Here is a 24,164-nt window from a genome sequence, read left to right on the forward strand (position 1 = left end):
CCCCTGGCTGACAGTCAGGAGGCATCGGAGTGATCGACATGGACCTACTCAGTGTGATCCGCCGCTGGCATTTTCGGCAAGGCATCCCCATTCGCGAGATCCGGCGGCGGACTGGATTATCGCGCAACACGATCCGCAAATATCTGCGCGATGACGCGGTGGAGCCGACGTTCAAGGTTCCCAAACGGCCGAGCAAGCTTGATCAGTTTGCAGAAAAACTGACGACGTGGCTGCGGGTGGAATCTGGCAAGTCGCGCAAACAGAAGCGAACAGCCAAGCAGCTACATGCAGATCTGGTTAAGCTGGGCTACGAGGGATCATACAGCCGTGTTGCCGCCTTCGCCCGCTCGTGGAAGACCGAACGCCAATATGAAAAGCAAACCAGTGGGCGCGGCACATTCGTACCGCTGATCTTCCAGCCCGGTGAGGCCTTTCAGTTCGATTGGAGTGAAGATTACGCCCTTCTGAATGGCCGGCCTACCAAGCTGCAGGTGGCCCATACCAAGCTCTCCCACAGTCGGGCGTTCATCACGCGAGCCTATCTGCTGCAAACGCACGAGATGTTGTTCGACGCACTGACGCAGGCCTTCCGGGTGCTGGGCGGCGTGCCTCAGCGTGGAATATTCGACAATATGAAGACGGCTGTAGACCGGATCGGCCAGGGCAAAGTCCGACAGGTCAATGCGCGGTTCGCTGCCATGGCCAGCCACTACCTGTTCGAAACGGATTTTTGCAATCCGGCCTCAGGCTGGGAGAAAGGTCAGGTCGAGAAAAACGTTCAGGATGCGCGTCGACGGTTATGGCAGCCAATGCCCAACTTCCCAGATCTTGATGCCCTCAATGCCTGGTTGGAAGAGCGGTGCATCGCACAATGGGGAGAAATCCAGCATGGCGTCCTCCCCGGCACAGTTGCCGATGTGCACGCCGTTGAGATTATCAGCCTGATGCCGATGGGGCGGGCCTTCGATGGCTTTGTCGAACATACCAAGCGCGTGTCGCCGACCTGCCTGATCGCGTTCGAGCGCAATCGCTATAGCGTTCCTGCATCCTTTGCGAACCGGCCAGTGAGCCTGCGGGTCTATCCTGATCGGTTGGTCATCGCGGCCGAGGGGCAAATCTTGTGCGAGCACAACCGGATTATCGACCGTTCTCACCAGAAGCCGGGGCTGTAGCGCGACGATTACGGAGTCCGGTCGGCGTCAATTATGATGGCCGATAGGTGGCCGCGCCGGTTGGTGAATTCTGGCTACCATTTGCTGTTGCGGGGAGCAACCGTCGAGCGACAATTACGACGCTGGGTAATTGTCGCTGACGCTGGCCGGAAGCGAGGGTCTGAAGCGCATGGGATGGTTGGCATGTAATTGCCGCTGGCGACAATTACCCGTTGCCTCAGCAAGGGTGCTCCCGAGCGCGAAGCCAGCGACAATTATGATGGCCGGTCCGGGGCGCCATTCGGCGGGTCGTAATCGCCGGCGTTGATACGGGCGACGGCGGAACGTTTGCGGTAGCTTTCGCCGTTCATCTCGATGATGATCGAGTGGTGCACGAGGCGGTCGATCGCGGCGACAGTCATAGCGGGATCAGGGAAGACGTTGTCCCATGCCGAAAATGGCTGGTTGGCGGTAATGGCGAGCGAGTGGCGTTCGTAGCGGTGGGCGATGAGCTCGAACAAGGCGCTGGTCTCGACCTGGTCCTTGCGGACGTAGGACAGATCGTCGAGCACGATGAGATCGAACTTGTCGAGCTTGTCGAGCATGGCGGGTAGGCTGAGGTCGCGGCGCGCGGACTGGAGCTTCTGGACCATGTCGGTGGTGGAGCAGAACAGGACGCGCCGCCCCGTGTCGATGAGGGCATGACCAATGGCAGCAACTGCGTGCGTCTTGCCGGTCCCGCTCTGGCCGAACAGCAGCAGGTTGCCGCCGCTCTCGATCCAGTCGTCACCGGCGGCGAGGGACAAGAGGTGCGGTTTGCGGATGCCGGGGGCTGCGTCGAAATCGAAGGTGGCGAAGGTCTTGCCTGCGGGCAAGCCGGACTGGTCGCGATGGCGCTGGATGCGCCGGGAGGAGCGATCGGCCATCTCGATCTCGAGAAGCGAGGCCAGCAGGTTGGCGGCCGGCCAGCCATCGCGATCGGCGGTGTCGGTGAGGCGCTTCCAGTTGCGGTTGATACTCGGCAGGCGCAAGGCCTTGAGCAGGGTAGGCAGCACGGCGGCGGCCTGGTCCTTGGTGCGGGTCATCAGTACACCTCCCCGCTGGCGATCAAGCTGTTGTAGCTGTGCAGATCGGGAGGCGGGATAGTGACATCGCGCTGCGATCTTGCGGTTGGCAGGAACTCGTCCCTGAGCGCATCGACATCGGGCAAGCGCCCTCTGTCGAGTGCCTCATCGATCCGCCGGGCCAGCACGTCGACACAGTCGCCCCTGGCGGCGATATCGAGCAGCGCGACGGCATCGCGGCAGGCCTGCCGTCCATCGAGTTGGGCATCGAAGGCTTGCCAGGCCCGCCGGTAGGCGTGATCGGGGAACAGGGCTTCGCGGTAGACGAGGTTGCGCAGCGCACCAGGCTTGCGGCGCAGGTTACCGATCATGTGCCGGAAATCGATGCTGTGCCCCCGGTGGGGATGGCTGATCCGCACACGCGGCGTGGACATTACCCTGTCCGGACCGAGGAAGAGCTCAATGCGATCGTCAAAGAGATGCGCGTTGAGGCGCCGTCCGACGAGGCGGGAAGGCACCGAATAGGTAACCCGATCGATGGCGACGGTGCCGTTGCGGGTGACATCGACGGTGACCATGGCGAAATCGGTGGTTCGCCTTGCGGGCAGCGCCTTGAGTACCCTGCGTTCTGCATCGATGTGCGCAGCATGCCGCCGGTTCTGTCTGGCGACCTGCGCCTCAACGAACTCGCGCCAGGCCTCGATGCTGACGAAATCGCGGCTTCCCCGCCGGCGTAAGGCCTGATCGAGCCGTCGCTTGAGATGGGCATGGGGACCTTCGATCGATCCGTTCTCGTGCGCCTCGCCGCGGTTGTTGCGGGTAGCGAGCATGCCGTAATGACGGCACAGCTCGTCATAGCTTCGGGTAAAATCCCGCTGCGCATCGGCGTCGAGGTTTTTGTAGGCGGCTGACAGGGAATCGCTGCGGTGTTCGGCCGGCGCGCCGCCCAGCTTCCACAAGGCATCCTGCAGGTGCTCCGAAAGGGCGGCAAAGCTCTCCCCGCCCAGCACGACAGCCGCATGCTCCCAGCCACTCGCCGCCAAGCGGAAGTGGTAAAGGCGATAGGCCAGGGTCTCGCCGGCAACGGTGACCTTGAGACTGTCGCATACCGTGAAATCCGACAGGCCCTGCCGACCGGGCTCATGATGCTGCGGGAAGAAGATCTCCTTCTCGCCGCCGTGCAGTGCCCGCCAGCGGGCGATCCGGCGTTCAAGTGTTCGTCGTATCGCATCGGGAACAGCATCCTCGCCGAACTCGTCCTGGAGCGTCTCGAAGACCGTGACGGCAATGATACCGTCGATCTGGAGCAACTCCTCGACGCGTGGCCAGAATGGCTCGAGCGGATCGGCGCGGGTGCGCCAGTGGCGCTCCTTCTTCTTCTGGGACGGAAGCTGCGGATCGTTCTCGATCCGGCGTGCGCTGCGCTCGCTGATACCGGCCTTGGCAGCCGCGACGGCCTGGGTGTGTTGGCGACGATGGGTCATGAAGAGAAATACCTGCTGATCGGAAATGTGGTGGCCCGGCATCGCAAACCCATCGCTCGTTGTTCGATGAGTGTTCCGATACCACCGCCCGCCACAGCCCCGATCAGCCCCCCCGAAAGAAGGGGAAAAAGATCGCCACCGGTTGTCTGGTCCGCTCTCCGGTCGGGGCTACGCCCCTCCCTACGATCAGCCCAGACAACCGATCCTACCGGCCATCATAGTTGCCGCTCAACCGGCCATCGTAGTTGTCGCCACGCAGGGGCAGACGATCTATGACTGGCGGCACTATCTGGCAGTTGTTCAGCGCAAGCCTGGCGCTTTGCGCAATGGGGCGCCATTCCTCGAAATGCCCGAAGCCTTCCGGCAACTGCAGGGGCATCTGCTCAAGCGGCTCGGTGGTGACAGGGAGATGGTCGAAATCCTCGCCCTTGTTCTACAGCATAACGAACAGGCTGTGCTCAGCGCCGTCGAACTGGCCCTCGAAGCTGGGGTGCCGACCAAAACCCACATCCTCAATGTTCTGCACCGCCTGATCGATGGCAAGGCTCCACCGGCATCCCCAATCGATGCCCCGCAGGCCCTGCGCCTCGCCCAGGAGCCTGTTGCCGATGTCGAACGCTACGACACGCTGAGGGCGTTACGCCATGCGTCATGATCCGGCCAGCGCCGCTGTGGTTGTCATGCTACGTGGCCTCAAAATGTATGGCATGGCGCAAGCCGCTGGTGATCTGATCGAGCAGGGCGCGCCAGCCTTTGATGCTGCCGTTCCGATCCTCTCACAGCTTCTCAAGGCGGAGATGTCCGAGCGGGAGGTCAGGTCCATTGCTTACCAGATCAAGGCAGCCCGGTTCCCGGCCTACAAGGATCTGGCAGGCTTCGACTTTGCCGTCAGTGAGGTCAACGAGGCGCTCGTGCGTCAACTTCACCGTGGTGACTTTATGGATAGCGCCGACAACGTCGTACTGATCGGCGGACCAGGCACCGGCAAAAGCCACATCGCGACGGCTTTGGGCGTCCAGGCGGTTGAGCATCACCGCAAAAAGATCCGCTTCTTCTCCACCGTCGATCTGGTCAATGCGTTGGAGCAGGAAAAGGCCGCAAACAGAGCGGGCCAGTTGGCCGAGCGTCTGTTGCGCCTCGACCTCGTCATCCTTGATGAGCTGGGATATCTACCCTTCAGCCCTTCAGGCGGGGCCATGCTGTTCCATCTGCTCAGCAAACTCTATGAGCGGACCAGCGTTGTTATCACCACCAACCTGAGCTTCAGCGAGTGGTCCAGTATCTTTGGCGATGCCAAAATGACCACCGCCCTGCTGGATCGCCTCACGCATCATTGCCATATCCTTGAAACCGGCAATGACAGCTTCCGCTTCAGAGCCAGTTCCGCCGCCCCAAAATCCAGAAAGGACAAATCACCCGCTTGACCCTGCTCGTCGCAGGCAGCACATCATCCACGCCCACCCGGGTCACTTCTCAATGAAAATCCCGGGTCACTTCTCAGTGCAACTCAACACACGCTCCTTCACCTTCGCACACAGCCCGCGCAGATCCTCCGGCAGGATCTCCGCCAGCAGCCGGTTGCGAAACGCCGGAAGAATGTCGCGCTCGAAGATTGATCGACGCATGGCGCGCGTGCTGTCCGCCATTCGCGCTTCCTGAAGCCAGCGCTCACCGAACTGACCAAAGCTCTTCGCCTCTTGAAGGCGACGCTTCTCGCGCTGCTTCTCCTGCGCCGGCGAGCGGCCCTCCGAAATGGCGCGTCGAGCATCGACCACCTTCTCACGCGCCCGAGCCAGGGAGAGCCCAGCGGGACCGTAGCGCCCCAGCGTCAACGTCTCCCGGCGGCCGTTCAGTCGGTAGTCCAGGCGGAAGACGATCGCGCCCGAGGGCTGGACTACGACGTACATACCGTCACGGTCCACGATCTTGTATAATTTGTCTTTCGGTTTCAGCGCCTTAATGGCGGCATCGGTCAACATCCACACCCTCCAGATTGGTCAAAATATGCCGGAGAGCGCCCGATTATACCGTCAGGCCGAAAACGACCCTTCCGATCTGATATTTCCTTTTATATACAAGGCTTTATGCCAAAAAATATACCGTCAGAAGCTCTCTTGCTCCTGACGGTATATGTGATTTCGATCCGAGACAAGTCGCGCCATACCGTCAGCCATACCGTCATTCCGGAGGCTAACCCGGCGATAGATGCCGAAAGATCGCGTGATATTTATTTATCTAAATCAAGCGTTTATGGCGCATCCTAGCGTAATTTCGGATACCATCGGATAGGCAAAAATCATTCCCACTCGATCGTGCCGGGCGGCTTGCTGGTGTAGTCATAGACCACGCGGTTGATGCCCTTCACCTCGTTGACGATGCGCGTCGCCACGCGGCTGAGGAAGCTGGCGTCGAACGGATAGATGTCCGCCGTCATGCCGTCGGTGGAGGTCACCGCGCGCAACCCGCAGACGCTGTCGTAGGTGCGGAAATCACCCATCACGCCCACGGTCTTGACCGGCAGCAGCACGGCGAAGGCCTGCCAGATCGCGTCATAGAGCCCGGCGTTGCGGATTTCCTCGAGGTAGATCGCATCGGCCTTGCGCAGGATGTCGCAGCGGTCGCGCGTCACTTCGCCGGGGATGCGGATGGCCAGGCCCGGGCCGGGGAACGGATGGCGGCCCACGAAGATCTCGGGCAGGCCCAGTTCGCGGCCCAGCGCGCGCACTTCGTCCTTGAACAGTTCGCGCAAGGGTTCGACCAGCTGCATGTTCATGCGTTCGGGCAGGCCGCCCACGTTGTGGTGGCTCTTGATCGTCACCGAAGGGCCGCCGGTGAAGCTGACGCTTTCGATCACGTCGGGGTAGAGCGTGCCCTGCGCCAGGAAATCGGCCCCGCCCACCTTCTTCGCCTCGGCCTCGAACACGTCGATGAAGGTCTTGCCGATGAACTTGCGTTTGGCCTCCGGGTCGGTCACGCATTCCAGACCTTTCAGGAACAGCGTGGAGGCGTCCACGTGGACCAGCGGGATGTGGTAGGCGTTGCGGAACAGGCTCACGACCTGTTCGGCCTCGCCCAGCCGCATCAGGCCGTGGTCGACGAACACGCAGGTAAGCTGGTCGCCGATCGCCTCGTGGATCAGCACGGCGGCCACCGCCGAATCGACGCCGCCGGAAAGGCCGCAAATCACGCGGGCGTCGCCCACCTGTTCGCGGATTTCGGCGATCTTGGTCTTGCGGAATTCCGCCATGGTCCAGTCGCCGGCGCAGCCGCACACGTGGCGCACGAAATTGGCGATCAGCTTGCCGCCATCGGGCGTGTGGACCACTTCGGGGTGGAACTGCGTGCCGTAGTATTTCTTCTCGTCGTTCGCGATCACCGCGAAAGGCGCGCCGTCCGATACCGCGACGATGCGGAAGCCGGGCGCGAACTGCGTCACCTTGTCGCCGTGGCTCATCCACACCTGATGGCGCTCGCCCGTCTGCCACAGCCCGTCGAACAGCACGCAGGGTTCTGTCACGGTCAGGAAGGCGCGGCCGAATTCGCCGGAATCGCCGGGCTCCACCGTGCCGCCCAGCTGGTGGCTCATGACCTGCTGGCCATAACAGATGCCCAGGATCGGCAAGCCGCTGTCGAACAGCACCTGCGGCGCGCGGGGAGAGCCGTCGGCAGGCACGCTGGCGGGCGATCCCGAAAGGATGATGCCCTTGGGCTTCATCCGCTGGAACGCGGCTTCGGCCTGCGTGAACGGTGCGATTTCGGAATAGACCCCGGCTTCGCGCACGCGCCGGGCGATCAGCTGCGTGACCTGGCTGCCGAAGTCGACGATGAGGATGGATTCGGAAGGCTCGATGCTCATGGCTGGCCGATAAGGGGAGGGCCGGTTTCTGTCCAGCCGTCGCGTCCGCCAAAGCGATTGTTGGTGATTATTACAGTTGCGTTACATGCAACCGTGGGCGCTTGCTTCGCACTTGCAGCATACGTCAATTGGCGTATTGCGCGCCTCGGTTCGAAAAAGCTCCAGCCCACCCTGCCGGCGCTTCCTCGAAACCGAGAGGATGTCTGCGAAGGTACACCATAACAGGAGGTATACCATGCGCAGCTTTGCGACTTACGCGCTGCCGATCATCCTTGCCGCTGGCCTCAGCGGAATGATGTTCACCGTCACGCTCGCCTGAGCCGACGGCACAGCCAATACAGCGCTACCGACAAAAGCGGCTGCCCCGGTGGGGCGGCCGTTTTGTTTGTGCGCGATTTGTTTGAGCGGCAAGGGCCGGCCTTTGCCGTCAATGCTTGACGAAACCGCCCGCACGCGGACACCAGCGGAGTGTGACCGTCACCCGCTTCGCCCCCAGCCCCAACGGCCCGCTCCACCTGGGGCATGCCTATGCCGCGATCGTCGCGCAGGATCGCGCGGCGCGGGATCAGGGCGCGTTCCTGCTGCGCATCGAGGACATCGACGGCGCGCGCAGCCGCCCGGAACTGGCGGAGGCGTTTCGCGCCGACCTTGCCTGGCTGGGACTGGCGTGGCGCGAAGTCCCGCCCCAGTCACAGCGCATCGCCACGTATGCCGCTGCGGCCGACACGCTGCGCGCGGCGGGGCTGCTTTATCCCTGTCGCTGCACCCGCGCCGAAATCGCCGCCCAGGCGATACGGCAGGGGCCGGATGGGCCGGTCTATCCCGGCACATGCAGGCCGGGAACAGGACGGAAGCATCCGGTCGAACCCGGACCCGATGTGGCTTGGCGGCTCGACATGGAGCGCGCCATGGCCGCCGCCGGCGACCTCGCCTGGCATGACGAGCGGCGCGGGCCGCAGCAGGCGCGGCCCGGCGCGTTCGGCGATGTGGTGCTGTGGCGCAAGGACGCGCCGGCGAGCTACCATCTGGCCGCGACGGTGGACGACGCGGCGGATGGCGTCACCGTGGTCACGCGCGGCGCCGACCTCTTCGCCGCGACTCACGTCCACCGGCTGCTGCAGGCCTTGCTCGGCCTGCCGGTGCCGGTGTGGCACCATCATCCCGTGCTGGTGGAAGCGGATGGGCGCAAGCTGGCCAAGCGGCGGGGCGCGCCCTCGCTCTCGGACCGCCGGTTGTCGGGGGAAGACGGCATCGCGATCGCCGCCGATCTGCGCGCTGCCCTTTTTGACACTGGTATTTCACTCTCCGAATACGTAAACCAAATGCCATGAAGTACATCCTGATCCCGCTGCTGATCGTGCTGATGGCCATGGCGGTCATCTCGCTGGTGCGCGGCATCATCGCCTTCCTGAAGTCCACGCGCGAGGATTTGGAGCGCGGGGACCAGCAAGGCGCGACCGAAATGCAGCTCCTGCAGAACAAGATGATGTTCAACCGCATCAAGTATCAGGGGCTGGCGGTTCTGGTCGTGGTGATCCTGCTCGCCGCTTCGCGCTGATCCCGTCACGAAGCCGCCGGCAACGGATTTGCAGCGATGGTGAAACTCAACAAGATCTACACCCGCACGGGCGATGACGGCACCACGGGGCTGGTCGATGGGTCGCGCCGCGCCAAGCACGATCCGCGCATGATCGCGATCGGCGAAGTGGACGAGGCGAACAGCGCCATCGGCCTTGCCGCCGTGGCCGCGCCGGAGGCAACCGCGCGCGACCTGCATCGCATCCAGAACGACCTGTTCGATCTGGGCGCCGATCTGGCGACTCCGGGCGAGGATTTCACCCCGTCCGAGATGGTGCTGCGCATCGTTCCGGCGCAGGTGGCGTGGCTGGAACAGGCGATCGACGTGCTGAACGAGAGCCTGCCGCCGCTGACCAGCTTCATTCTGCCCGGCGGAAGCGAAGCGGCGGCACGGGTCCATCTGGCGCGCGCGATCGCGCGGCGCGCGGAGCGGGCTGGGGTGGCGCTGGCGGCGGAAGAGCCGGTCAACCCGGCCGCGCTGGCCTATCTCAACCGCCTGTCGGACTATCTGTTCGTGCTGGCCCGCGCGCTCAACGCCGGTGCCGATCCGCTGTGGGTGCCGGGCGCGAACCGCCCCTAGGCACGGTGTCCATGGGCGTTGCCATGCTGCGGGTGCGAAGCTAGGGACAGGACCCGTTACTGGCGCGGTCGAGGTTTGAAGCAAAATGGCCTGGTGCAAGGAGAGAGGGCGCAGGAATATGTCGATATTTCAAGCCGTCTCGACGCCGCAACAGGCCATTTTGGTCAAATCCCTGCGGGACGTCCAAATGGCTTCCATCTCGAACCGAAAGGCGCTTGCAAAGACGTCCAGTCTTAGCCGCGCGCCTTTCGGCCCGATATGTTCGCCATTTGGACGCCTCGACCGCGCCAGTAGCGGGTCCTGTCCCTAGGGCGCTTCCTATCGGCTATGGAGAAGGCAGCCATGCAGAAAGTCGCGGTGATCGGTGCGGGGCAGATGGGCTCCGGCATTACCCAGGTGGTCGCGCAGGCCGGCATTCCGGTGCTGTTGTCGGACGTGGACCTCGCGCTCGCCGAAAAGGCGAAGGACCGTATCGCCAAGGCGCTGGCCCGGCTGGTGGAAAAGGAAAAGATCACCGCCGCCGCCGCGGACGCCGCCGTCGCCCTGATCACGCCGGTGGCGGATTATGCCCCCATGGCCGATGCGGAACTGATCATCGAGGCCGCGACCGAGCGCGAGGAGATCAAGCGCCGTATTTTCGAAAGCGCCGGCAAGGTGCTCGCCGCGAACGCCATCATGGCGAGCAACACCAGCTCGATCCCGATCACGCGCATGGCCGCCGCGTCGCCTGATCCGGCGCGCTTCGTTGGTCTGCACTTCTTCAACCCGGTGCCGGTCATGCAGTTGATCGAGGTGATTCCGGGGCTGGCGACGTCCGCCGATACGGTGACGCGGATGCGCGCCTTCGCCGAAACGCTGGGCAAGCAGGTGGTGCAGTCGGAGGACGAGGCGGGCTTCGTCGTCAACCGCATCCTGGTGCCGATGCTGAACGAGGCGGCGTTTGTGCTGGGCGCGGGCACGGCTTCGGTCGCGGATATCGACAAGGGCTGCCGGCTGGGGCTGAATCACCCGATGGGGCCTTTGCAGCTGGCGGATTTCATCGGCCTCGATACCTGCCTGGAAATCTGCCGCGTGCTGTTCCATTCGACCGGCGACCCCAAGTACCGCCCCGCCCCGCTGCTGGTGAAATACGTCGAGGCCGGCTGGCTCGGCCGCAAGACCGGACGCGGGTTCTACGACTATGCGGGCGCGGAACCCGTGCCGACTCGCTGAGCGGCCATGCAGACGATCCTGCTGCTCTCGCTGTCCAACCTGTTCATGACGACGGCGTGGTACTGGCACCTGCGCGGCGGCCCGCAAGTGGCCGAGGCGCGGCCGGTGGTGATGGTCATCGCGATTTCGTGGGGGCTGGCGCTGGTTGAATATTCGCTGGCCGTGCCGGCCAACCGCATCGGCTATGCCCATGGCTGGAGCGCGGGGCAGCTCAAGGTGGTGCAGGAAGCGATCGCGCTGGTGGTGTTCGGCCTGTTCATGGTGTTCGTGCTGGGCGAACCGTTGCACTGGCGCCACTTCGCGGCCTTCGCCTGCCTGATGGGGGCGGTGGGCTTCCTGTTCGTCGGGAAGTAGCCGTCAGGCGGCGCGCAGCCCGGTCAGCCCTTTGGCGCCGCGGTCCTGCGCGGAAAGGCCATCGAACACCGCATCGACGATCCGCGCCAGCTTCTCCTCGCTCAGTCGTTCCATCAGCATGATCATGGTGGGGATCGAGCAATAGGGCGCGACCATCTGGTTCACCAGGCTGATGGTTTCGTCAACGCCCAGCCCGGCGAAAAAGCCTTCGCCCATCGCCTCTCCGATGATGACGCCCAGATAGTGATCGGCCAGATCGACATAGCTGCGTACTTGCTCGAAGTGTTCCTCGCCGATCTCCACATACATGCGGAAGGCGGTGGGATCGGCATCATACCCCTTGCGCATCGCCACGAAGCGCCGCGCGAAGAATTCGTACATCTTGCGTCGGGGCGGAAGATCGCTGGCAAGCACTTCTTCCATGATGGCGACCTTGGGGCGGAACCAGAATTCGGCCACCGCCTCCATCAGCGCGTCCTTGCCATCGAAGTAGCGGCCCAGCACGGCGGGGGATATGCCGGCGCGCGCGGCCAATTCGTGCATGGTCAGCCCCGATCCGCCGCGCTCCTCGATGATGGCGCGGGCAAGGGTGACAAGGCGTTCGCGCTGGTCGTCGGCGTTTCCTGAGGCACTGGCCATCGCTTTGGATTCCTCCCGGCGTGTCTTTATCCGATTCTAGGGACGCGGCCGGCTGGTTTCAATCGCGCGCAAAAACGAATCGCTCCGCATTGCGGAATGCCTTCATCGCGTCATCGCGATCGGCTAAGGCGCTGCATCGTTTCAACAGAGACAATCAGGTTCGGGTCCCATGACGTATGTTCTGCGCGGTGCGGTCGCACTGACCGTTTCCGTATTGCTTTCCGCCTGTGCCGGTCCGATCGCTTCGACCGGTCCGGGCGCGGGCAGCCCCGCCGTGACCGAAGCCGGCCCGGTCGAAGTGGGCATCATCGCGTTCAACGATTTCCACGGCAGCCTCGAACCGCCGCGCCAGTCCGTGCTGGCGCCAGACGGCAAGGGCGGAACGATGCAGGTTCCCGCCGGCGGCGCGGCGTGGTTCGCGTCGGCGCTCGAGTCCGTCCGCTCGAAGTATCCCAACCACCTGACCGTTTCGGCCGGCGACATGATCTCGGCCTCGCAGCTTGCCTCCTCGCTCTATCTCGACGAGCCGACGATCGGCGTGATGAACCGTATCGGCGTCGATTTCAACGCGGTGGGCAACCACGAATTCGATCGTGGCACTCTCGAACTGCGGCGGATGCAGGACGGGGGCTGCGAGAAGTTCACGGCCAAGCAGCCGTGCCAGCTCGAACCGTTCACCGGCGCCACGTTCCGGTATCTGGCGGCCAGCACCAAGGATGCGAGCGGCAACACGCTGTTTCCCGCCACGGGCATCAAGAGCTTCGGCGAAGGCAGCCGCAAGGTGACCATCGGCGTGATCGGCCTGACGCTGAAGGGCACGGTCGATCTGGTCAGCCCGCAAGGCGTGCGGGGTTATACCTTCGCCGACGAGGCGGACACGATCAACGCGGCGGTTCCGCAGCTCAAGGCGCAGGGGGCGGACGCCATCGTCGTGCTGATCCACGAAGGCGGCAAGACCAAGGGGACGCCCGATCCCAATGGCTGCAACGATCTGGTGGGCGATATCAAGCCGATCCTCGACCGGCTGGACACCCGCGTCGACCTCGTCGTTTCGGGGCACACCCATTGGGAATACGTGTGCGATTACGGCAAGATCAACCCGGCCAAACCGATCCTGCTCACCAGCGCCGGCGTCTATGGCAAGGAAGTGACCGACATTACGCTGGAGATCGACCCCGCGCGGCATCAGGTGGTGTCGAAGAAGGCGCACAACGTCATCGTGCAGTCGATCCCCTATACCTCGGCCACCGGCTTGCGTGAGAACACCACGCTCTATCCGCAGTTCCAGCCGCGGGCCGACATTCTCGAATACGTGAAGCGCTACGTCGATGCGTCCAAGGCCTTCACCACGCGCCCGATCGGCAAGCTCTCCGGCCCGGCGACGCGCGGCGACGGCGCCGAAAGCGCGTTCGGTGGCACGCTGGGCAACCTGATCGCCGACGCCCAGCTCGCCGCCACGCGATCCGCCGGTGCGCAGATCGCCTTCATGAACCCGTTCGGCCTGCGCGCGTCGATCGTGCCGGGGGCCGACGGCACGGTCACGTTCGGCGATCTCTACCAGACGCAGCCGTTCGGCAACGAGGTGGTTACCGAGACGATGACCGGCGCGGAGATCAAGGCGACGCTGGAACAGGGCTTCGACACCAACGGGCCGGAGCAGGTGCTCTCGCCCTCGGCCGGGTTCAGCTTCCGCTTCGACCGCAGCCGGCCGATCGGCGATCGCATCGTGGCGATGACGTTCAACGGCAAGCCGCTGGACCTGAAGGCCCGCTATCGCGTTACCGTGAACGGCTTCCTGGCGCTGGGTGGAGACACCTTCTCGGGCTTCGTCGGCAAGCCCGACCAGGTCACCGGTCCCACGGACATGGAAGCGTTGGAAAGCTGGGTGAAAGCGGTGCCCTTGCGCACGGTGCCGGCGGAAGTCCGCGCGGCGCCGGTCGGGCGCTGACCGGCGGCGTCAGTCGTCCAGGTTGCCGAAGTCGGTCAGTCCCTTTGCGGGGTGGCGCGGCGTGACGCTGCGGTAAAAGGCCGCCACCTTCTCCATGTCGGCGCGGTAATCGCCGGTGGGCCAGATCTCCGGACCCAGCCCGCCGGTCTTGGTGCCATAGTCCATCAGCCCGCACACCAGCGGAACGCCCGCGCCCAGCGCGATGTGATAGAAGCCCGTGCGCCATTGCCGCACCGCGCCGCGCGTGCCTTCGGGGGCGATCGTCAGCATGAATTCGTCGCGCGCGGCGAATTCGTCGATCATCGCCTGGACCATGTTGTTGCGGGATGACCGGTCGATGGCCACGCCGCCCATGTCGCGCATGAAGCCGCCCAGCGGCCAGCGAAACAGGCTGCGTTTGCCCATGAAATGCGCCCGGATGCCCAGCGCGTCGACAAGGCCCAGAAAATAGACAAAATCCCAGTTCGACGTGTGCGGCGCGGCTATGATCACGCAACGCCGGCTGGCGGGCGGCGCGCCCACCGCCTTCCAGCCCTGACGGCGATAGAACCACAGCAGCACGCGCCGCACGATCCGCGAAAGGCGGCCCGGCCGCCGGTCCCGCACCCTGTTGTCTGGCATGTCCTCTCCCCCGATGCGGTTTCCTATCGCGGGAAAGGGGGCGTGTCGAAGGAAGATGCGGTCGACGCGCAGGGACGGTCCGCTGCTTGACGATAATGAGCATGGCTATTATCGGCATGGCGTGCAAAACAACATCGCCTTCCTCTCCACCGATGTCGGGCGTCTCTTCCGCAAGCGTTTCGACGTCGTCAGCCGCGATCTGGGCGTAACGGGGCCGCAATGGCGCGTGCTCGCCGCGCTGAAGCGCACGCCCGGAATCAACCAGGGCGCCCTCGCGCAGTGGCTTGAGGTGGAGGCGATCACGGCCGGACGGATGATCGACCGGCTGGAAAAGGCGGGGCTGGTGGAGCGCCGGCCCGATCCGGCAGACCGCCGCGCCTGGCGCTTGTTCCTGACCGATGCGGCCGCGCCGTTGCTCGATGACCTGGCCCTGTTCGCGCAAGGCGTGTTCGCCGAAGCGCTGACGGGCTTTTCGCAGGATGAACAGGACATGCTGGTGCGCTTGCTCGAACGTGTTCGGGCCAACCTCGCGGAGGATAGCGCCCCGGCTGCAAGGGTGAGCCATGGCTGAAGCCGATCCCTTTCCGGGCAAGCCCGGCGAAAGCGACGCGGAATCGCGGCAGGAAGCGATGGCGTCCGCCGCCCGCCATACCGCGCGGACGCGCCTGAAGCGCGTGCGGATCGTGCTGCTGACCGTGGTGCCGGCGCTGATCGTGGCCGCGGGCCTGTGGTACTGGTTCGGCAATACCGGCTCCGTCGAGACCGACAATGCCTACGTCAAGCAGGACGTCGTTTCGATCGCGGGGGAAGTGACCGGCCTTATCACCTCGGTCCGCGTCCGCGACAACCAGGACGTGAAGGCGGGCGACGTGCTCTTCACCATCGATACCTCGCCCTACGAGGTCGCGATCCGGCAGGCGGACGCGCAGATCGCTACGGCGCAGGCGCACGTTACCGCGCTGCAGGCCGACGTTGGCGCCAACGCTGCCGATCTGGGTGCGGCGCGCGACGACCTGGCGCTGGCGCAGGCGAACTACAATCGCGCCAAGGCGCTGATGGACCGTGGTTTCAACACGCGCGCCAACATGGACGCGGCGGAGCACGCCGTTGCCACCGCGCGGGACAAGCTGGTCGCGATCGAGGCCGAAGTCGCCAAGGCGCGCGCGCAACTGGCGGATGGCGCGCAGGTGCCGGGCGTCAACCCGGCGATCGCCGCCGCTCAGGCATCGCACGCCAAGGCCGCGCTCGATCTGCGGCGCACGGTGGTCCGCGCGCCCGCCGACGGCCGGATCACGCAGGTTTCGCGCTTGCAGATCGGGCAGATGGTGTTCCCCGGTGTGCCGATGCTCAGCCTGGTGCGGGCCGACGGCGCGCGCGTCGAGGCCAATTTCAAGGAAACCGACCTCGATCGCATGCGTCCGGGCCAGCCGGCGGAAATCCGGCTGGATGCCTATCCCAAGCTGCGGCTGAAGGGCCATGTCGACAGCATCGGCGCGGGCACCGGGTCGGAGTTCTCGGTCCTGCCCGCGCAGAACGCCACCGGCAACTGGGTCAAGGTGATCCAGCGCGTGCCGGTGCGCATCGCCATCGATGAAAGATCGCCCCGGCCGCTCATCGCCGGATTGAGCGCGGTGGTGTCGGTCAACGTCGGCAAGCGCTGATGGCAGCGGCGGCGCCGTCCGCAACGGGGCAGGCGGACCTGCCGCCGCTGGTCGTGAAGCATCGCGGGCCGCTGCTGTTCGCGGTGATGGCCGCGATGGTCATGCAGATGCTCGATACCACGATCGCCAACGTGGCGCTGCCGCACATGCAGGCCTCGCTTTCGGCGACGCAGGAAACGATCAGCTGGGTGCTGACCAGCTATGTGCTGGCCTCCGCCGTCACCTTGCCGCTGGCGGGATGGCTGGTCGACACGTTCGGCATCCGCCGGGTGTTCATTTCCTCGGTAGTGATGTTCACGGCGGCTTCGATACTGTGTGGGCTGGCGCAGAGCCTGGAACAGATCGTGTTCTTCCGGGTGCTGCAGGGGCTGGGCGGCGCGTTCCTGTCGCCGCTGGCGCAAACGATCATGCTCGATACCAGCACGCCGGCGGAACGGCCGCGCATGATGGGCATCTTCACGCAGGGGGTGATGCTGGGGCCGATCGCCGGCCCGGTGCTGGGCGGCTACATCACCGAAAACGTGAGCTGGCGCTGGGTGTTCTTCATCAACGTGCCGATCGGCATCTGCGCGGTGATCGCACTGCTGGCGCTGCTGCCGCAGACGCCGCGCCGCGAGCGGCGTTTCGACGTGTTCGGCTGGGTGCTGATCGCACTGGCGGTGTCCACGCTGCAGCTGATGCTGGATCGCGGCGCGCAGAAGGACTGGTTCGGATCGGGCGAGATCGTGGCCTATGCCGTGATCGCGGCGGTGGCCTTCTGGATGGCGATCGTCCATCTGGTGACGGCGGACCATCCGCTGTTCCCCGCCGCGCTGTTCCGCGATGGCAACTACGTCGCCAGTCTGGGGCTCTACTTCCTCGTCGGCATGGTGATGATGGCGGTGCTGGCGTTGTTGCCGGGCCTGTTGCAAGGCATCTACGGCTTTCCCGCGATCGACGCGGGCTGGCTGCTGGCGCCGCGCGGCCTGGGCATGCTGCTGTCGATCACCCTGTTCGGCCGGTTCATCAACCGGTTCGATCCGCGCATTTCGCTGGCCATCGGGCTGTTTCTGGCGGGCTGGTCGCTGTGGCTGATGGCGGGCTGGACGCCGAACATGCCGATGCGGCCGATCTTCCTGACGGGGATGTTGCAGGGGCTGGGCCTCAGCTTCACGTTCATTCCGATGAACCTGATCGCTTTCGCAACGCTGCCGCCGCAGTTGCGCGCGGATGCCGCGGGGATGACCAACCTGTTCCGCAACATCGGATCGTCGATCGGGATCGCGGTCTGCACGGTGCTGCTGGCGCGCAACATCCAGATCAATCACGCGGAACTGGGCGCGCGGCTGACCGCGATGAGCGTGCCGTTCGACATCAACCGGCTGGATACGTTCGGGCCGGTGGGCGATGCGGCGCTGGGCGTGGCCGACGGGCTGGTCAACCAGCAGGCGGCGATGATCAGCTATCTCAACGATTTCCTGATGATGGCCATCGCGTGCTGGGCGGCGATCCCGGTGCTGTTCTTCCTGCGCGCGGGCAAGCAGGCCCCCGGCGCGCCGCCGCCCGACGCCGACATGGGGCATTGAGCCACGGCGTTACGCGCCGGACCGTTCGTCGGCATCGGGCCAGCGCGTCAGCCGGGGCGTGCTCCGTCGCACGAACAACAGCGGCAGCTTGACCAGCATCAGCGACTTGTGGATCGCATAGTCCGTCCAGCGCTCGCGCCAGCGCGTGGCCGTGCCGCCATGGCGCGCCAGCCAGTCGCGATAGGGTATCCAGTGGTCCGGTTCGTCCTTTTCGACCACGCGAAAGATCCGCGTCATCGCGCGGTCGGAAAGGACCTGGCGGTTGCGCAGCAGCACCTCCACCTGCCGCATGCCGCGCTGTTCGGTCAGCATGATGATACGGCAGAGCTGCGCGAAGGCGCGGCGGTCGGCGGCGATGGTGGCGGTGTCGAGCGCGTCGATCGGGCAGCCGAACATCCGTTCGATGAACCGGTCGATGTGGCCGCAGGATCGCCCCACTGCCAGCGGCATGCGGCCCTGCAGATCGAACCAGCGCCGGAACATGACGTAGTGTTTGCGTTCGTCCGCGCGGTGTTTCTCTATTGCGTCAATGAATCCCGGATCGTCAGGGCATTGCACGCGCACCGCTTCCAGCACGCGGTCGAGCGCGGTGTAGCCGCGATGTTCGTTGTAGAGGTAGATCGAGGCCAGCACGTCCAGGAAGCGCGCACGAAAAGCGTGGGTGATGGCGTGGATCATGCAGACCAATGTCGCACGGAGCAGCCGGTTCCACCAGTTGCCGATAGGACAGATTGTCCCAGGGGCTTACGCCGCTCTTGAAGGGCTCTATATGCGATGTGGCCGCAGCATGGTCCAACCGTGCCGACCGCGCGATCCGGACATCGCGCCGAATAGAACATAGAAGGCAGGAATCACGGACGATGGCCGAAAACGACAAGTTTCGCTGGATTCTCAAATCCGGCTGGGAAGGGCGTTGCCCCCGCTGCGGCAAGGGGCACATGTTCAAGGGCTGGCTGAAGCTGGCGGACCGCTGCGAAAGCTGCGGGCTGGACTACAGCTTCGCCAACACGGACGATGGCCCGGCCTTCTTCGCGTTGTGCATCACCGCGTTTCCGTTGACGTTCCTGGTCGTGTGGGTGCAGGTCGCCTACGATCCGCCGTGGTGGGTCCACGTGCTGACCTCGGTGCCGGTCCTCGCCATCGGCTGCCTTGCCACGCTGCGCCCGTTCAAGGGCTGGCTGGCCGCCTCGCAATACGTGAACAAGGCGGTGGAAGCGGGCACCGAAGGCCTGTGGGAAAAGCTCAACGCGCGCGAGCGCGAGGAACGCGGCGAATAGCCCTCACGTCTTCCGATAGTCGGCGATGATCTCGCCGGCGGCGGCGAGTTCCGCCTCGTGCGCCGCCTCGCGCCAGGTTTCGGCCAGCGCCTGCTGTTCCCAGTCCTGCATCGCGGGATGCGCGAGGACCCGGTCGACCCAGGCTTGCCCGCGGCCGACGTCCAGGCCATAGGTCCGCACGCGGAAGGCGACCGGCGCGAAGAAGGCATCGGCGGCGCTGAAGGCCTCGCCCGCCAGCCACGGGCCGCCGAAACGGTCGAGGCCCTGCGTGAAGATCTCGGCCACCCGCGCCACGTCGCGCAGCAAGGCCGCCGACATCGGGCGCGGCTTTACCCGCACGCCCACGTTCATCGTGCAATCGTTGCGCAACGCCCCGAAGCCGCCGTGCATTTCCGCGACAACGCACTGGGCAAAGGCGCGCGCCGCCCCGCCAGCCACCCCGTCCGCCGGCCACACGCCGGGATGGCGATCCGCTAGGTACAGCGCGATGCCCAGCGAATCCCACACCGTGCGTTCGCCGTCGATCAATACCGGCACCTGGCCCGTCGGCGAAAAGGCCCGGAACTCGTCGTAATTGCTGGGTTTGGTGAAGGGCTCGAACCGTTCCGCGAAGGGAATGCCGAGCGCCTTCATCAGCAGCCAGGGCCGCAGCGACCAGCTGGAATAGTTCCGGTTGGCGGTGATCAGCGTGTAGGCCATGCAAACCTCAGGCGGGCTTGGCCAGTTCCGCCTCGATCACGGCGGTCAGGGCCGGATCGTCGGGCGTCACGGCGGGCGCGAAGCGGGCGACCACGCTGCCATCGCGCCCGATCACGAACTTCTCGAAGTTCCACAGCACTTCCGGATCCTCGGTCGGCGTCATGCCATAACCCTTCAGCCGTTCGCGAAATTCGGCGGCCGGGCCGGTCTTGGCGGGCCGCGCTTCCGTCAGCGCGGCGTAGAGGGGCTGCTTGCCCGGCCCCGTCACGTCCGCCTTGGCGAACAGCGGGAAGGTCACGCCGTAGTTCAGCGAACAGAACGCGGCGATTTCCTCGTGCGTGCCGGGTTCCTGCGCGCCGAAATCGTTGGCCGGAAATCCCAGCACCTCGAAACCCGCGTCCCGGCGCGCCTCGTAGAGTGCCTCCAGCGCCTCGTACTGCGGGGTCAGCCCGCACTTCGAGGCGACGTTCACCACCAGCAGGACCTTGCCGGCATGGTTGGCCAGAGTGTCGGGCTGGCCGTCGATGCGGGTCAGAGGGATCGCGGCGAGTTCGGCGCTCATGTGATTCGTCCCCTAGTCGATATAGTGCGCCGTCGTCTTGGCACGAACGTCGTCCGCCGTCACGCCGGGCGCAAGCTCGATCAGGCGGAAGGGCGATGCGTGGTCCGGGCGCTGGAACACGGCCAGGTCGGTCACCACCATGTCCACCACGTTTCGGCCGGTCAGCGGCAGCGTGCAGGCCGGGATGAACTTGGGGCTGCCGTCCTTGGCGCAATGTTCCATCACGACGATGATCTTCTTCACGCCGGCGACGAGATCCATCGCGCCGCCCATGCCCTTGATCATCTTGCCGGGGACCATCCAGTTGGCGATGTCGCCGTTTTCGGCCACTTCCATCGCGCCCAGCACGGTCAGGTCGATATGCCCGCCCCGGATCATGGCGAAGCTTTGCGCGCTGTCGAAATAGGCGGACTGCGGCAGTTCGCTGATCGTCTGCTTGCCGGCGTTGATCAGGTCGGCGTCCACTTCGTCCTCATAGGGGAAGGGGCCGATGCCCAGCATCCCGTTTTCGGACTGGAGCGTCACTTCCATACCGGCGGGAATGTGGTTCGCCACCAGCGTGGGGATGCCGATGCCCAGGTTCACGTAGAACCCGTCCTGCAGTTCCTTGGCCGCGCGGGCGGCCATTTCGTCGCGGGTCCAAGCCATCACGCGGTCTCCCTTGCACGCACGGTGCGGAATTCGATCTTCTTGTCGTAGGGCGCGCCCACGATCATTCGCTGGACATAGACGCCCGGCAGGTGGATGGCGTCGGGATCGAGGCTGCCGGTGGGCACCACTTCCTCCACTTCCACCACGCAGACCCTGCCGGCGGTGGCGGCGGGCACGTTGAAGTTGCGCGCGGTCTTGCGGAACACTACGTTGCCGCTTTCGTCGGCCTTCCACGCCTTGACCAGCGCCAGATCGGCGAAGATGCCCTGTTCGAGGATGTATTCCTCGCCGTTGAAGACCTTCACTTCCTTGCCTTCGGCCACCAGCGTGCCGACGCCGGTCTTGGTGTAGAAGCCCGGAATGCCCGCGCCGCCGGCGCGCATCCGCTCGGCCAGCGTGCCCTGCGGGCAGAATTCCACTTCCAGCTCGCCCGAAAGGTACTGGCGCTCGAATTCCTTGTTCTCGCCGACGTAGGACGAGATCATCTTCTTCACCTGCCGCGTGCGCAGCAGCTTGCCGATGCCTTCGTTGTCGATGCCGGCGTTGTTGCTGGCGAAGGTCAGGTCCTTCACGCCCGAATCGCGCACCGCGTCGAGCAGGCGTTCGGGCACGCCGCACAGGCCGAAGCCGCCGCAGGTGATGAGCAGGCCGTCGCGCAGCAGGCCGTCGAGCGCCGCTGCCGCATCGGGATAGAGCTTCTTGGACATCCGGGTCTCTCCCTTTTCCGCGCGCGATCCTAGCGGCAAAAACCAATTGCAAATAGCGATACTTTTTTATGCTTTATGATAAACAATGGCTATGAAACGCATCGCCATCTACCATCTGGAAACCCTGTTGTGGATCGCGCGGCTGGGCACGTTCCGCGCGGCGGCGGAGCGGCTCAACACCACGCAGCCGGCGATCAGCGCGCGGGTGCGCGAGCTGGAGGACCAGCTCGGCATCGCAATCTTCCAGCGCGAAGGCCGGCGCATGGTGCTGACCGCGCGCGGGCGCGAACTGGTGCGCGATTGCGAGCCGTTGTGGGCGGGCTTCGAACGCGCGCTGCTGAAGGCCAGCAACTTTGCCGGGGCCAGCGGCGTGGTGCGGATCGGCGCGGGGGAAATCGCGGCAGCCAGCTGCCTGCCCGGCTTCGTCCAGCAGATCGAGCGCGACCTGCCGGGCGTGACGCTGGAGATCGAGATCGATCTGACCGCGCGGATGCTCCAGCAGGTGCTGGCCGGCACCACCGACATCGCCTTCCTGGCCGGGCCGGTTGAAAATCCGGGCATCCGGACCTGCGGGATCGGCTCGGTCGGGCTGGTCTGGCTGGCGAGTCCGGGGACGGTGGCCGCCGGCGGGTTCGCGCGGCCCTTGCCGGTATGGTCGGTGCCCGCGCATTCGCCGCTCCATGCCGTGGCCATGGCCACGCTGGCGGAACAGCGCGTGCAGGCTTCTTCGATCAACACCTGCAACAACGTGCGGATGCTGATGGAGATCGTGGCGGGCGGCGGCGGCGCGGCGGTGCTGCCGGAAACGATGGTGCGCGCCGAAATGGCGGCGGGGTCGCTGGTGGAAGTGCTGCCGCGCCCGCGCCGGACGATCCGCTTCGAGGCGGCGATCCGCGCGACCGAGCAGGACCCGGTGATCCTGGAACTCTATCGCCGCGCGGGGGCCTTGCGGATCGAAGGCTGAGCGGGATCAGGCGAGATCCAGCCCCAGCGCGGCGGACAGGTCCGCCAGCGCCTGCGCTTCGCCGGTCACCTTGATCGCGTGCATTCCCAGCGCGGCGGCGGGTTTGCAGTTGATGCCCAGATCATCCAGGTAGATGCAGTCCGCCGGCTCCAGGCCCAGCTTCTCGCACATCATCCGGTAGATGCGCGGATCGGGCTTGCGCACGCCGGCCTTGCTGCTTTCGATCACGTGTTCGAACCGGGCGAAGATCCGTTCCAGCTCGTCGTTGCCGTCGGCGCTGCGCGCCATGCCCGCGCCATGGCCAGTGGGCACGTTGTTGGTGATGCAGGCCAGGCGATAGCCGGCGGCCTTGATGCGATCGAGCGCGGTGACCATCGCCGGGCGAACCGCGCCGGCCAGCACCGCCAGCACCGCGCTGCCTTCCAGATCATATCCCAGCGCGCGCGCTTCCGCCGCGAAGAGTTCGTCGAAGCGGGCCGCGTCGATCTCCGCGCGCTCGAACAGCGCCCAGGCGTTGCTGTCGGGATTGGCCGCGTTGATGCGCCGGACAAGGTTCGCGGGGAGGCCACGCTCGCTCTCCAGCCGGTTGAACGCCTCGAAGGGGGAGGACGTGATGACGCCGCCAAAATCGAAGATAACCGCGCGAAACGCCATGCCTGCTCCCTCTTTCCCGGTTTGGGGCCGGACCATGGACGCGCGCAGGCCGCACGGCAAGCGCTGCGGTATCCATCCGATTTGACTTGGATCATGGCGCGGGTGGGCCGATGCTGACACCCTGCCGGCAACACTGAAGGAGGATCCCTATGCGCTCCATTCTTTGCCCCGTCGATTCGTCGTCCACGCTGGACGACCGGGTTGAAACGGCCCTGGCCCTGGCCCGTGCGGTGAACGGGCACGTCACGTTCCAGATCGCCACGCCGTTTGCCCAGATGGCCGTCTGGGAGCCGTTCGGCGGCGCCACCCTGTCCGCCGCCGCCATCGCCGAGGTGCGCGAGGCGGATGAACGGCGCGCGGCCGATCTTGAAGCGCGCCTTGCGCCGCAGGACGTGCCTTTCGACGTGGAGATCGTCGACAATGGCCGCGTGGAAGGCGTCGCCGCGGCATCACGCTTTACCGATGTCATAGTGGCCAGCCTGGACGAGCCGGCGCTGGAGGAAATCGCCGTCGGCGTGCGCAGCCCGGTTCTGGCCCTGCCCAAGGGCGTGCCGATGCTGAGGTTCGATGGCCCGGCGGTGGTGGCCTGGGATGGCGGCCATGAGGCGGCGAACGCGCTGCGCGCTTCCTTGCCGTTGCTGCGGCTGGCCAGCCAGGTTCACATCGTCACCGTGCGGGAGAAGGCAGACGACTTCCCCGCCGCCGATGCGGCGCGCTACCTTTCGCGGCATGGCGTGAGCGCCGAGGTTCACGCGGTGGAGGCCAAAGGGACGATCGCGGCCACGATCGAGGATACGGCGCGCAATCTGGGCGCCGGCCTGATCGTGATGGGTGTGTTCGGGCACAGCCGGCTGCGCGAACTGTTGCTGGGCGGTGTTTCGCGCGCCCTGCTCGACCGGTCGCTGATTCCATTGCTTCTGGCGCATTGATCGCCGGC

General features: G+C 65.2%; 24 protein-coding genes and 3 pseudogenes. 15 read left to right on the plus strand and 12 right to left on the minus strand.

The features are described from left to right. Window positions 1-38: 38 nt before the first annotated feature. Window positions 39-1,166: pseudogene (gene istA / locus FA702_RS12625) on the plus strand (IS21-like element ISRsp3 family transposase); the annotation flags it as partial. A gap of 260 nt (window positions 1,167-1,426) precedes the next feature. On the opposite strand, the gene istB (FA702_RS12630) reads toward istA (FA702_RS12625), so the two are convergent. Beyond that, on the minus strand, window positions 1,427-2,236 hold the full coding sequence (gene istB / locus FA702_RS12630; RefSeq protein WP_009823666.1) for an IS21-like element helper ATPase IstB: 810 nt from the start codon (window positions 2,234-2,236) through the stop codon (window positions 1,427-1,429). Then, window positions 2,236-3,699 carry an IS21 family transposase gene (gene istA / locus FA702_RS12635; RefSeq protein WP_162832905.1) on the minus strand — a complete coding sequence of 488 codons (1,464 nt, stop codon included), beginning with the start codon at window positions 3,697-3,699 and terminating at the stop codon, window positions 2,236-2,238. Before istA (FA702_RS12635) ends, istB (FA702_RS12630) begins: the two co-directional genes overlap by 1 nt. A 259-nt stretch (window positions 3,700-3,958) precedes the next feature. Between istA (FA702_RS12635) and FA702_RS12640 the strand changes: the two are divergent. Together FA702_RS12640 and istB (FA702_RS12645) are read left to right on the plus strand one after the other, a co-directional pair. Beyond that, a pseudogene (locus FA702_RS12640) lies at window positions 3,959-4,354 on the plus strand (IS21 family transposase); the annotation flags it as partial. Further along, on the plus strand, window positions 4,344-5,123 hold the full coding sequence (gene istB / locus FA702_RS12645; protein WP_006955904.1) for an IS21-like element ISRsp3 family helper ATPase IstB: 780 nt from the start codon (window positions 4,344-4,346) through the stop codon (window positions 5,121-5,123). The pseudogene FA702_RS12640 and the gene istB (FA702_RS12645), both read left to right, overlap by 11 nt. Window positions 5,124-5,213: 90 nt before the next feature. Here the strand turns inward: istB (FA702_RS12645) and FA702_RS12650 are convergent. Next, window positions 5,214-5,678: pseudogene (locus FA702_RS12650) on the minus strand (tyrosine-type recombinase/integrase); the annotation flags it as partial. Between the two features lie 317 nt (window positions 5,679-5,995). Then, window positions 5,996-7,555, minus strand: coding sequence for a glutamine-hydrolyzing GMP synthase (guaA, locus tag FA702_RS12655; RefSeq protein ID WP_136956432.1), 1,560 nt, complete (start codon window positions 7,553-7,555; stop codon window positions 5,996-5,998). A gap of 470 nt (window positions 7,556-8,025) precedes the next feature. Here guaA and gluQRS point away from each other — a divergent pair, with 470 nt between their 5' ends. The 5 genes from gluQRS (at window position 8,026) to FA702_RS12685 (ending at window position 11,279) form a co-directional block, all read left to right on the plus strand. Next, window positions 8,026-8,886, plus strand: coding sequence for a tRNA glutamyl-Q(34) synthetase GluQRS (gluQRS, locus tag FA702_RS12660; protein ID WP_136956433.1), 861 nt, complete (start codon window positions 8,026-8,028; stop codon window positions 8,884-8,886). Next, the gene (locus FA702_RS12665; RefSeq protein ID WP_136956434.1) at window positions 8,883-9,113 is read left to right on the plus strand and encodes an HIG1 domain-containing protein; all 231 of its coding nucleotides are present in this window, start codon (window positions 8,883-8,885) and stop codon (window positions 9,111-9,113) included. The genes gluQRS and FA702_RS12665 overlap by 4 nt, the downstream gene beginning before the upstream one ends. Before the next feature lie 36 nt (window positions 9,114-9,149). After that, on the plus strand, window positions 9,150-9,713 hold the full coding sequence (locus FA702_RS12670; protein ID WP_136956435.1) for a cob(I)yrinic acid a,c-diamide adenosyltransferase: 564 nt from the start codon (window positions 9,150-9,152) through the stop codon (window positions 9,711-9,713). 342 nt (window positions 9,714-10,055) lie between these two features. Continuing rightward, complete coding sequence (locus tag FA702_RS12680) at window positions 10,056-10,925, plus strand: 3-hydroxyacyl-CoA dehydrogenase family protein (RefSeq protein ID WP_124808120.1); 870 nt, start codon at window positions 10,056-10,058, stop codon at window positions 10,923-10,925. A 6-nt stretch (window positions 10,926-10,931) separates the two neighbouring features. Continuing rightward, on the plus strand, window positions 10,932-11,279 hold the full coding sequence (locus tag FA702_RS12685) for a DMT family protein (protein ID WP_124808121.1): 348 nt from the start codon (window positions 10,932-10,934) through the stop codon (window positions 11,277-11,279). Window positions 11,280-11,282: 3 nt separating this feature from the next. Here FA702_RS12685 and FA702_RS12690 read toward each other — a convergent pair whose 3' ends face one another. After that, window positions 11,283-11,918, minus strand: coding sequence for a TetR/AcrR family transcriptional regulator (locus tag FA702_RS12690; RefSeq protein ID WP_136956436.1), 636 nt, complete (start codon window positions 11,916-11,918; stop codon window positions 11,283-11,285). A 169-nt stretch (window positions 11,919-12,087) separates the two neighbouring features. Here FA702_RS12690 and FA702_RS12695 point away from each other — a divergent pair, with 169 nt between their 5' ends. Then, window positions 12,088-13,866: a bifunctional UDP-sugar hydrolase/5'-nucleotidase gene (locus FA702_RS12695; RefSeq protein WP_136956437.1), complete on the plus strand. Its 1,779-nt coding sequence runs from the start codon at window positions 12,088-12,090 to the stop codon at window positions 13,864-13,866. A gap of 9 nt (window positions 13,867-13,875) precedes the next feature. On the opposite strand, the gene FA702_RS12700 is transcribed toward FA702_RS12695, so the two are convergent. After that, complete coding sequence (locus FA702_RS12700) at window positions 13,876-14,487, minus strand: lysophospholipid acyltransferase family protein (RefSeq protein WP_136956438.1); 612 nt, start codon at window positions 14,485-14,487, stop codon at window positions 13,876-13,878. 55 nt (window positions 14,488-14,542) lie between these two features. On the opposite strand from FA702_RS12700, the gene FA702_RS12705 reads away from it, so the two are divergent. The 3 genes from FA702_RS12705 to FA702_RS12715 are packed head-to-tail and all read left to right on the plus strand — an operon-like array spanning window position 14,543 to window position 17,713. Further along, a complete protein-coding gene (locus tag FA702_RS12705; protein ID WP_168196061.1) occupies window positions 14,543-15,058 on the plus strand; it encodes a MarR family winged helix-turn-helix transcriptional regulator in 516 nt (171 codons plus the stop codon). Further along, window positions 15,051-16,148 carry an HlyD family secretion protein gene (locus FA702_RS12710; RefSeq protein WP_136956439.1) on the plus strand — a complete coding sequence of 366 codons (1,098 nt, stop codon included), beginning with the start codon at window positions 15,051-15,053 and terminating at the stop codon, window positions 16,146-16,148. The genes FA702_RS12705 and FA702_RS12710 overlap by 8 nt, the downstream gene beginning before the upstream one ends. After that, window positions 16,148-17,713: an MDR family MFS transporter gene (locus FA702_RS12715; protein WP_136956440.1), complete on the plus strand. Its 1,566-nt coding sequence runs from the start codon at window positions 16,148-16,150 to the stop codon at window positions 17,711-17,713. The genes FA702_RS12710 and FA702_RS12715 overlap by 1 nt, the downstream gene beginning before the upstream one ends. A gap of 9 nt (window positions 17,714-17,722) precedes the next feature. Here the strand turns inward: FA702_RS12715 and FA702_RS12720 are convergent, their stop codons facing one another. After that, entirely contained in the window at window positions 17,723-18,391 is a 669-nt protein-coding gene (locus tag FA702_RS12720) for a ferritin-like domain-containing protein (RefSeq protein WP_136956441.1), read from the minus strand. Between the two features lie 182 nt (window positions 18,392-18,573). Between FA702_RS12720 and FA702_RS12725 the strand changes: the two genes are divergently transcribed. After that, window positions 18,574-18,990 (plus strand): DUF983 domain-containing protein, encoded by a 417-nt coding sequence (locus FA702_RS12725; protein ID WP_136956442.1) that lies wholly within the window; start codon window positions 18,574-18,576, stop codon window positions 18,988-18,990. Between the two features lie 3 nt (window positions 18,991-18,993). Here FA702_RS12725 and FA702_RS12730 read toward each other — a convergent pair whose 3' ends face one another. The 4 genes from FA702_RS12730 to FA702_RS12745 are packed head-to-tail and all read right to left on the minus strand — an operon-like array spanning window position 18,994 to window position 21,609. Then, a complete protein-coding gene (locus FA702_RS12730) occupies window positions 18,994-19,689 on the minus strand; it encodes a glutathione S-transferase family protein (protein ID WP_136956443.1) in 696 nt (231 codons plus the stop codon). A gap of 7 nt (window positions 19,690-19,696) precedes the next feature. Continuing rightward, the gene (locus FA702_RS12735) at window positions 19,697-20,251 is read right to left on the minus strand and encodes a glutathione peroxidase (protein WP_136956444.1); all 555 of its coding nucleotides are present in this window, start codon (window positions 20,249-20,251) and stop codon (window positions 19,697-19,699) included. Window positions 20,252-20,263: 12 nt separating this feature from the next. Continuing rightward, window positions 20,264-20,899 (minus strand): CoA transferase subunit B, encoded by a 636-nt coding sequence (locus FA702_RS12740; protein WP_124808131.1) that lies wholly within the window; start codon window positions 20,897-20,899, stop codon window positions 20,264-20,266. After that, on the minus strand, window positions 20,899-21,609 hold the full coding sequence (locus FA702_RS12745; protein ID WP_136956445.1) for a CoA transferase subunit A: 711 nt from the start codon (window positions 21,607-21,609) through the stop codon (window positions 20,899-20,901). Before FA702_RS12745 ends, FA702_RS12740 begins: the two co-directional genes overlap by 1 nt. A gap of 91 nt (window positions 21,610-21,700) precedes the next feature. Between FA702_RS12745 and FA702_RS12750 the strand changes: the two genes are divergently transcribed. Then, window positions 21,701-22,573: a LysR family transcriptional regulator gene (locus FA702_RS12750; protein ID WP_136956446.1), complete on the plus strand. Its 873-nt coding sequence runs from the start codon at window positions 21,701-21,703 to the stop codon at window positions 22,571-22,573. Between the two features lie 6 nt (window positions 22,574-22,579). Here FA702_RS12750 and FA702_RS12755 read toward each other — a convergent pair whose 3' ends face one another. After that, on the minus strand, window positions 22,580-23,227 hold the full coding sequence (locus tag FA702_RS12755) for an HAD-IA family hydrolase (RefSeq protein ID WP_136956447.1): 648 nt from the start codon (window positions 23,225-23,227) through the stop codon (window positions 22,580-22,582). A 149-nt stretch (window positions 23,228-23,376) separates the two neighbouring features. Between FA702_RS12755 and FA702_RS12760 the strand changes: the two genes are divergently transcribed. Beyond that, complete coding sequence (locus FA702_RS12760; protein WP_136956448.1) at window positions 23,377-24,156, plus strand: universal stress protein; 780 nt, start codon at window positions 23,377-23,379, stop codon at window positions 24,154-24,156. The last annotated feature ends 8 nt before the right edge of the window (window positions 24,157-24,164 follow it).

The sequence above is a fragment of the Novosphingobium sp. EMRT-2 genome, assembly GCF_005145025.1.
Lineage (GTDB): Bacteria > Pseudomonadota > Alphaproteobacteria > Sphingomonadales > Sphingomonadaceae > Novosphingobium.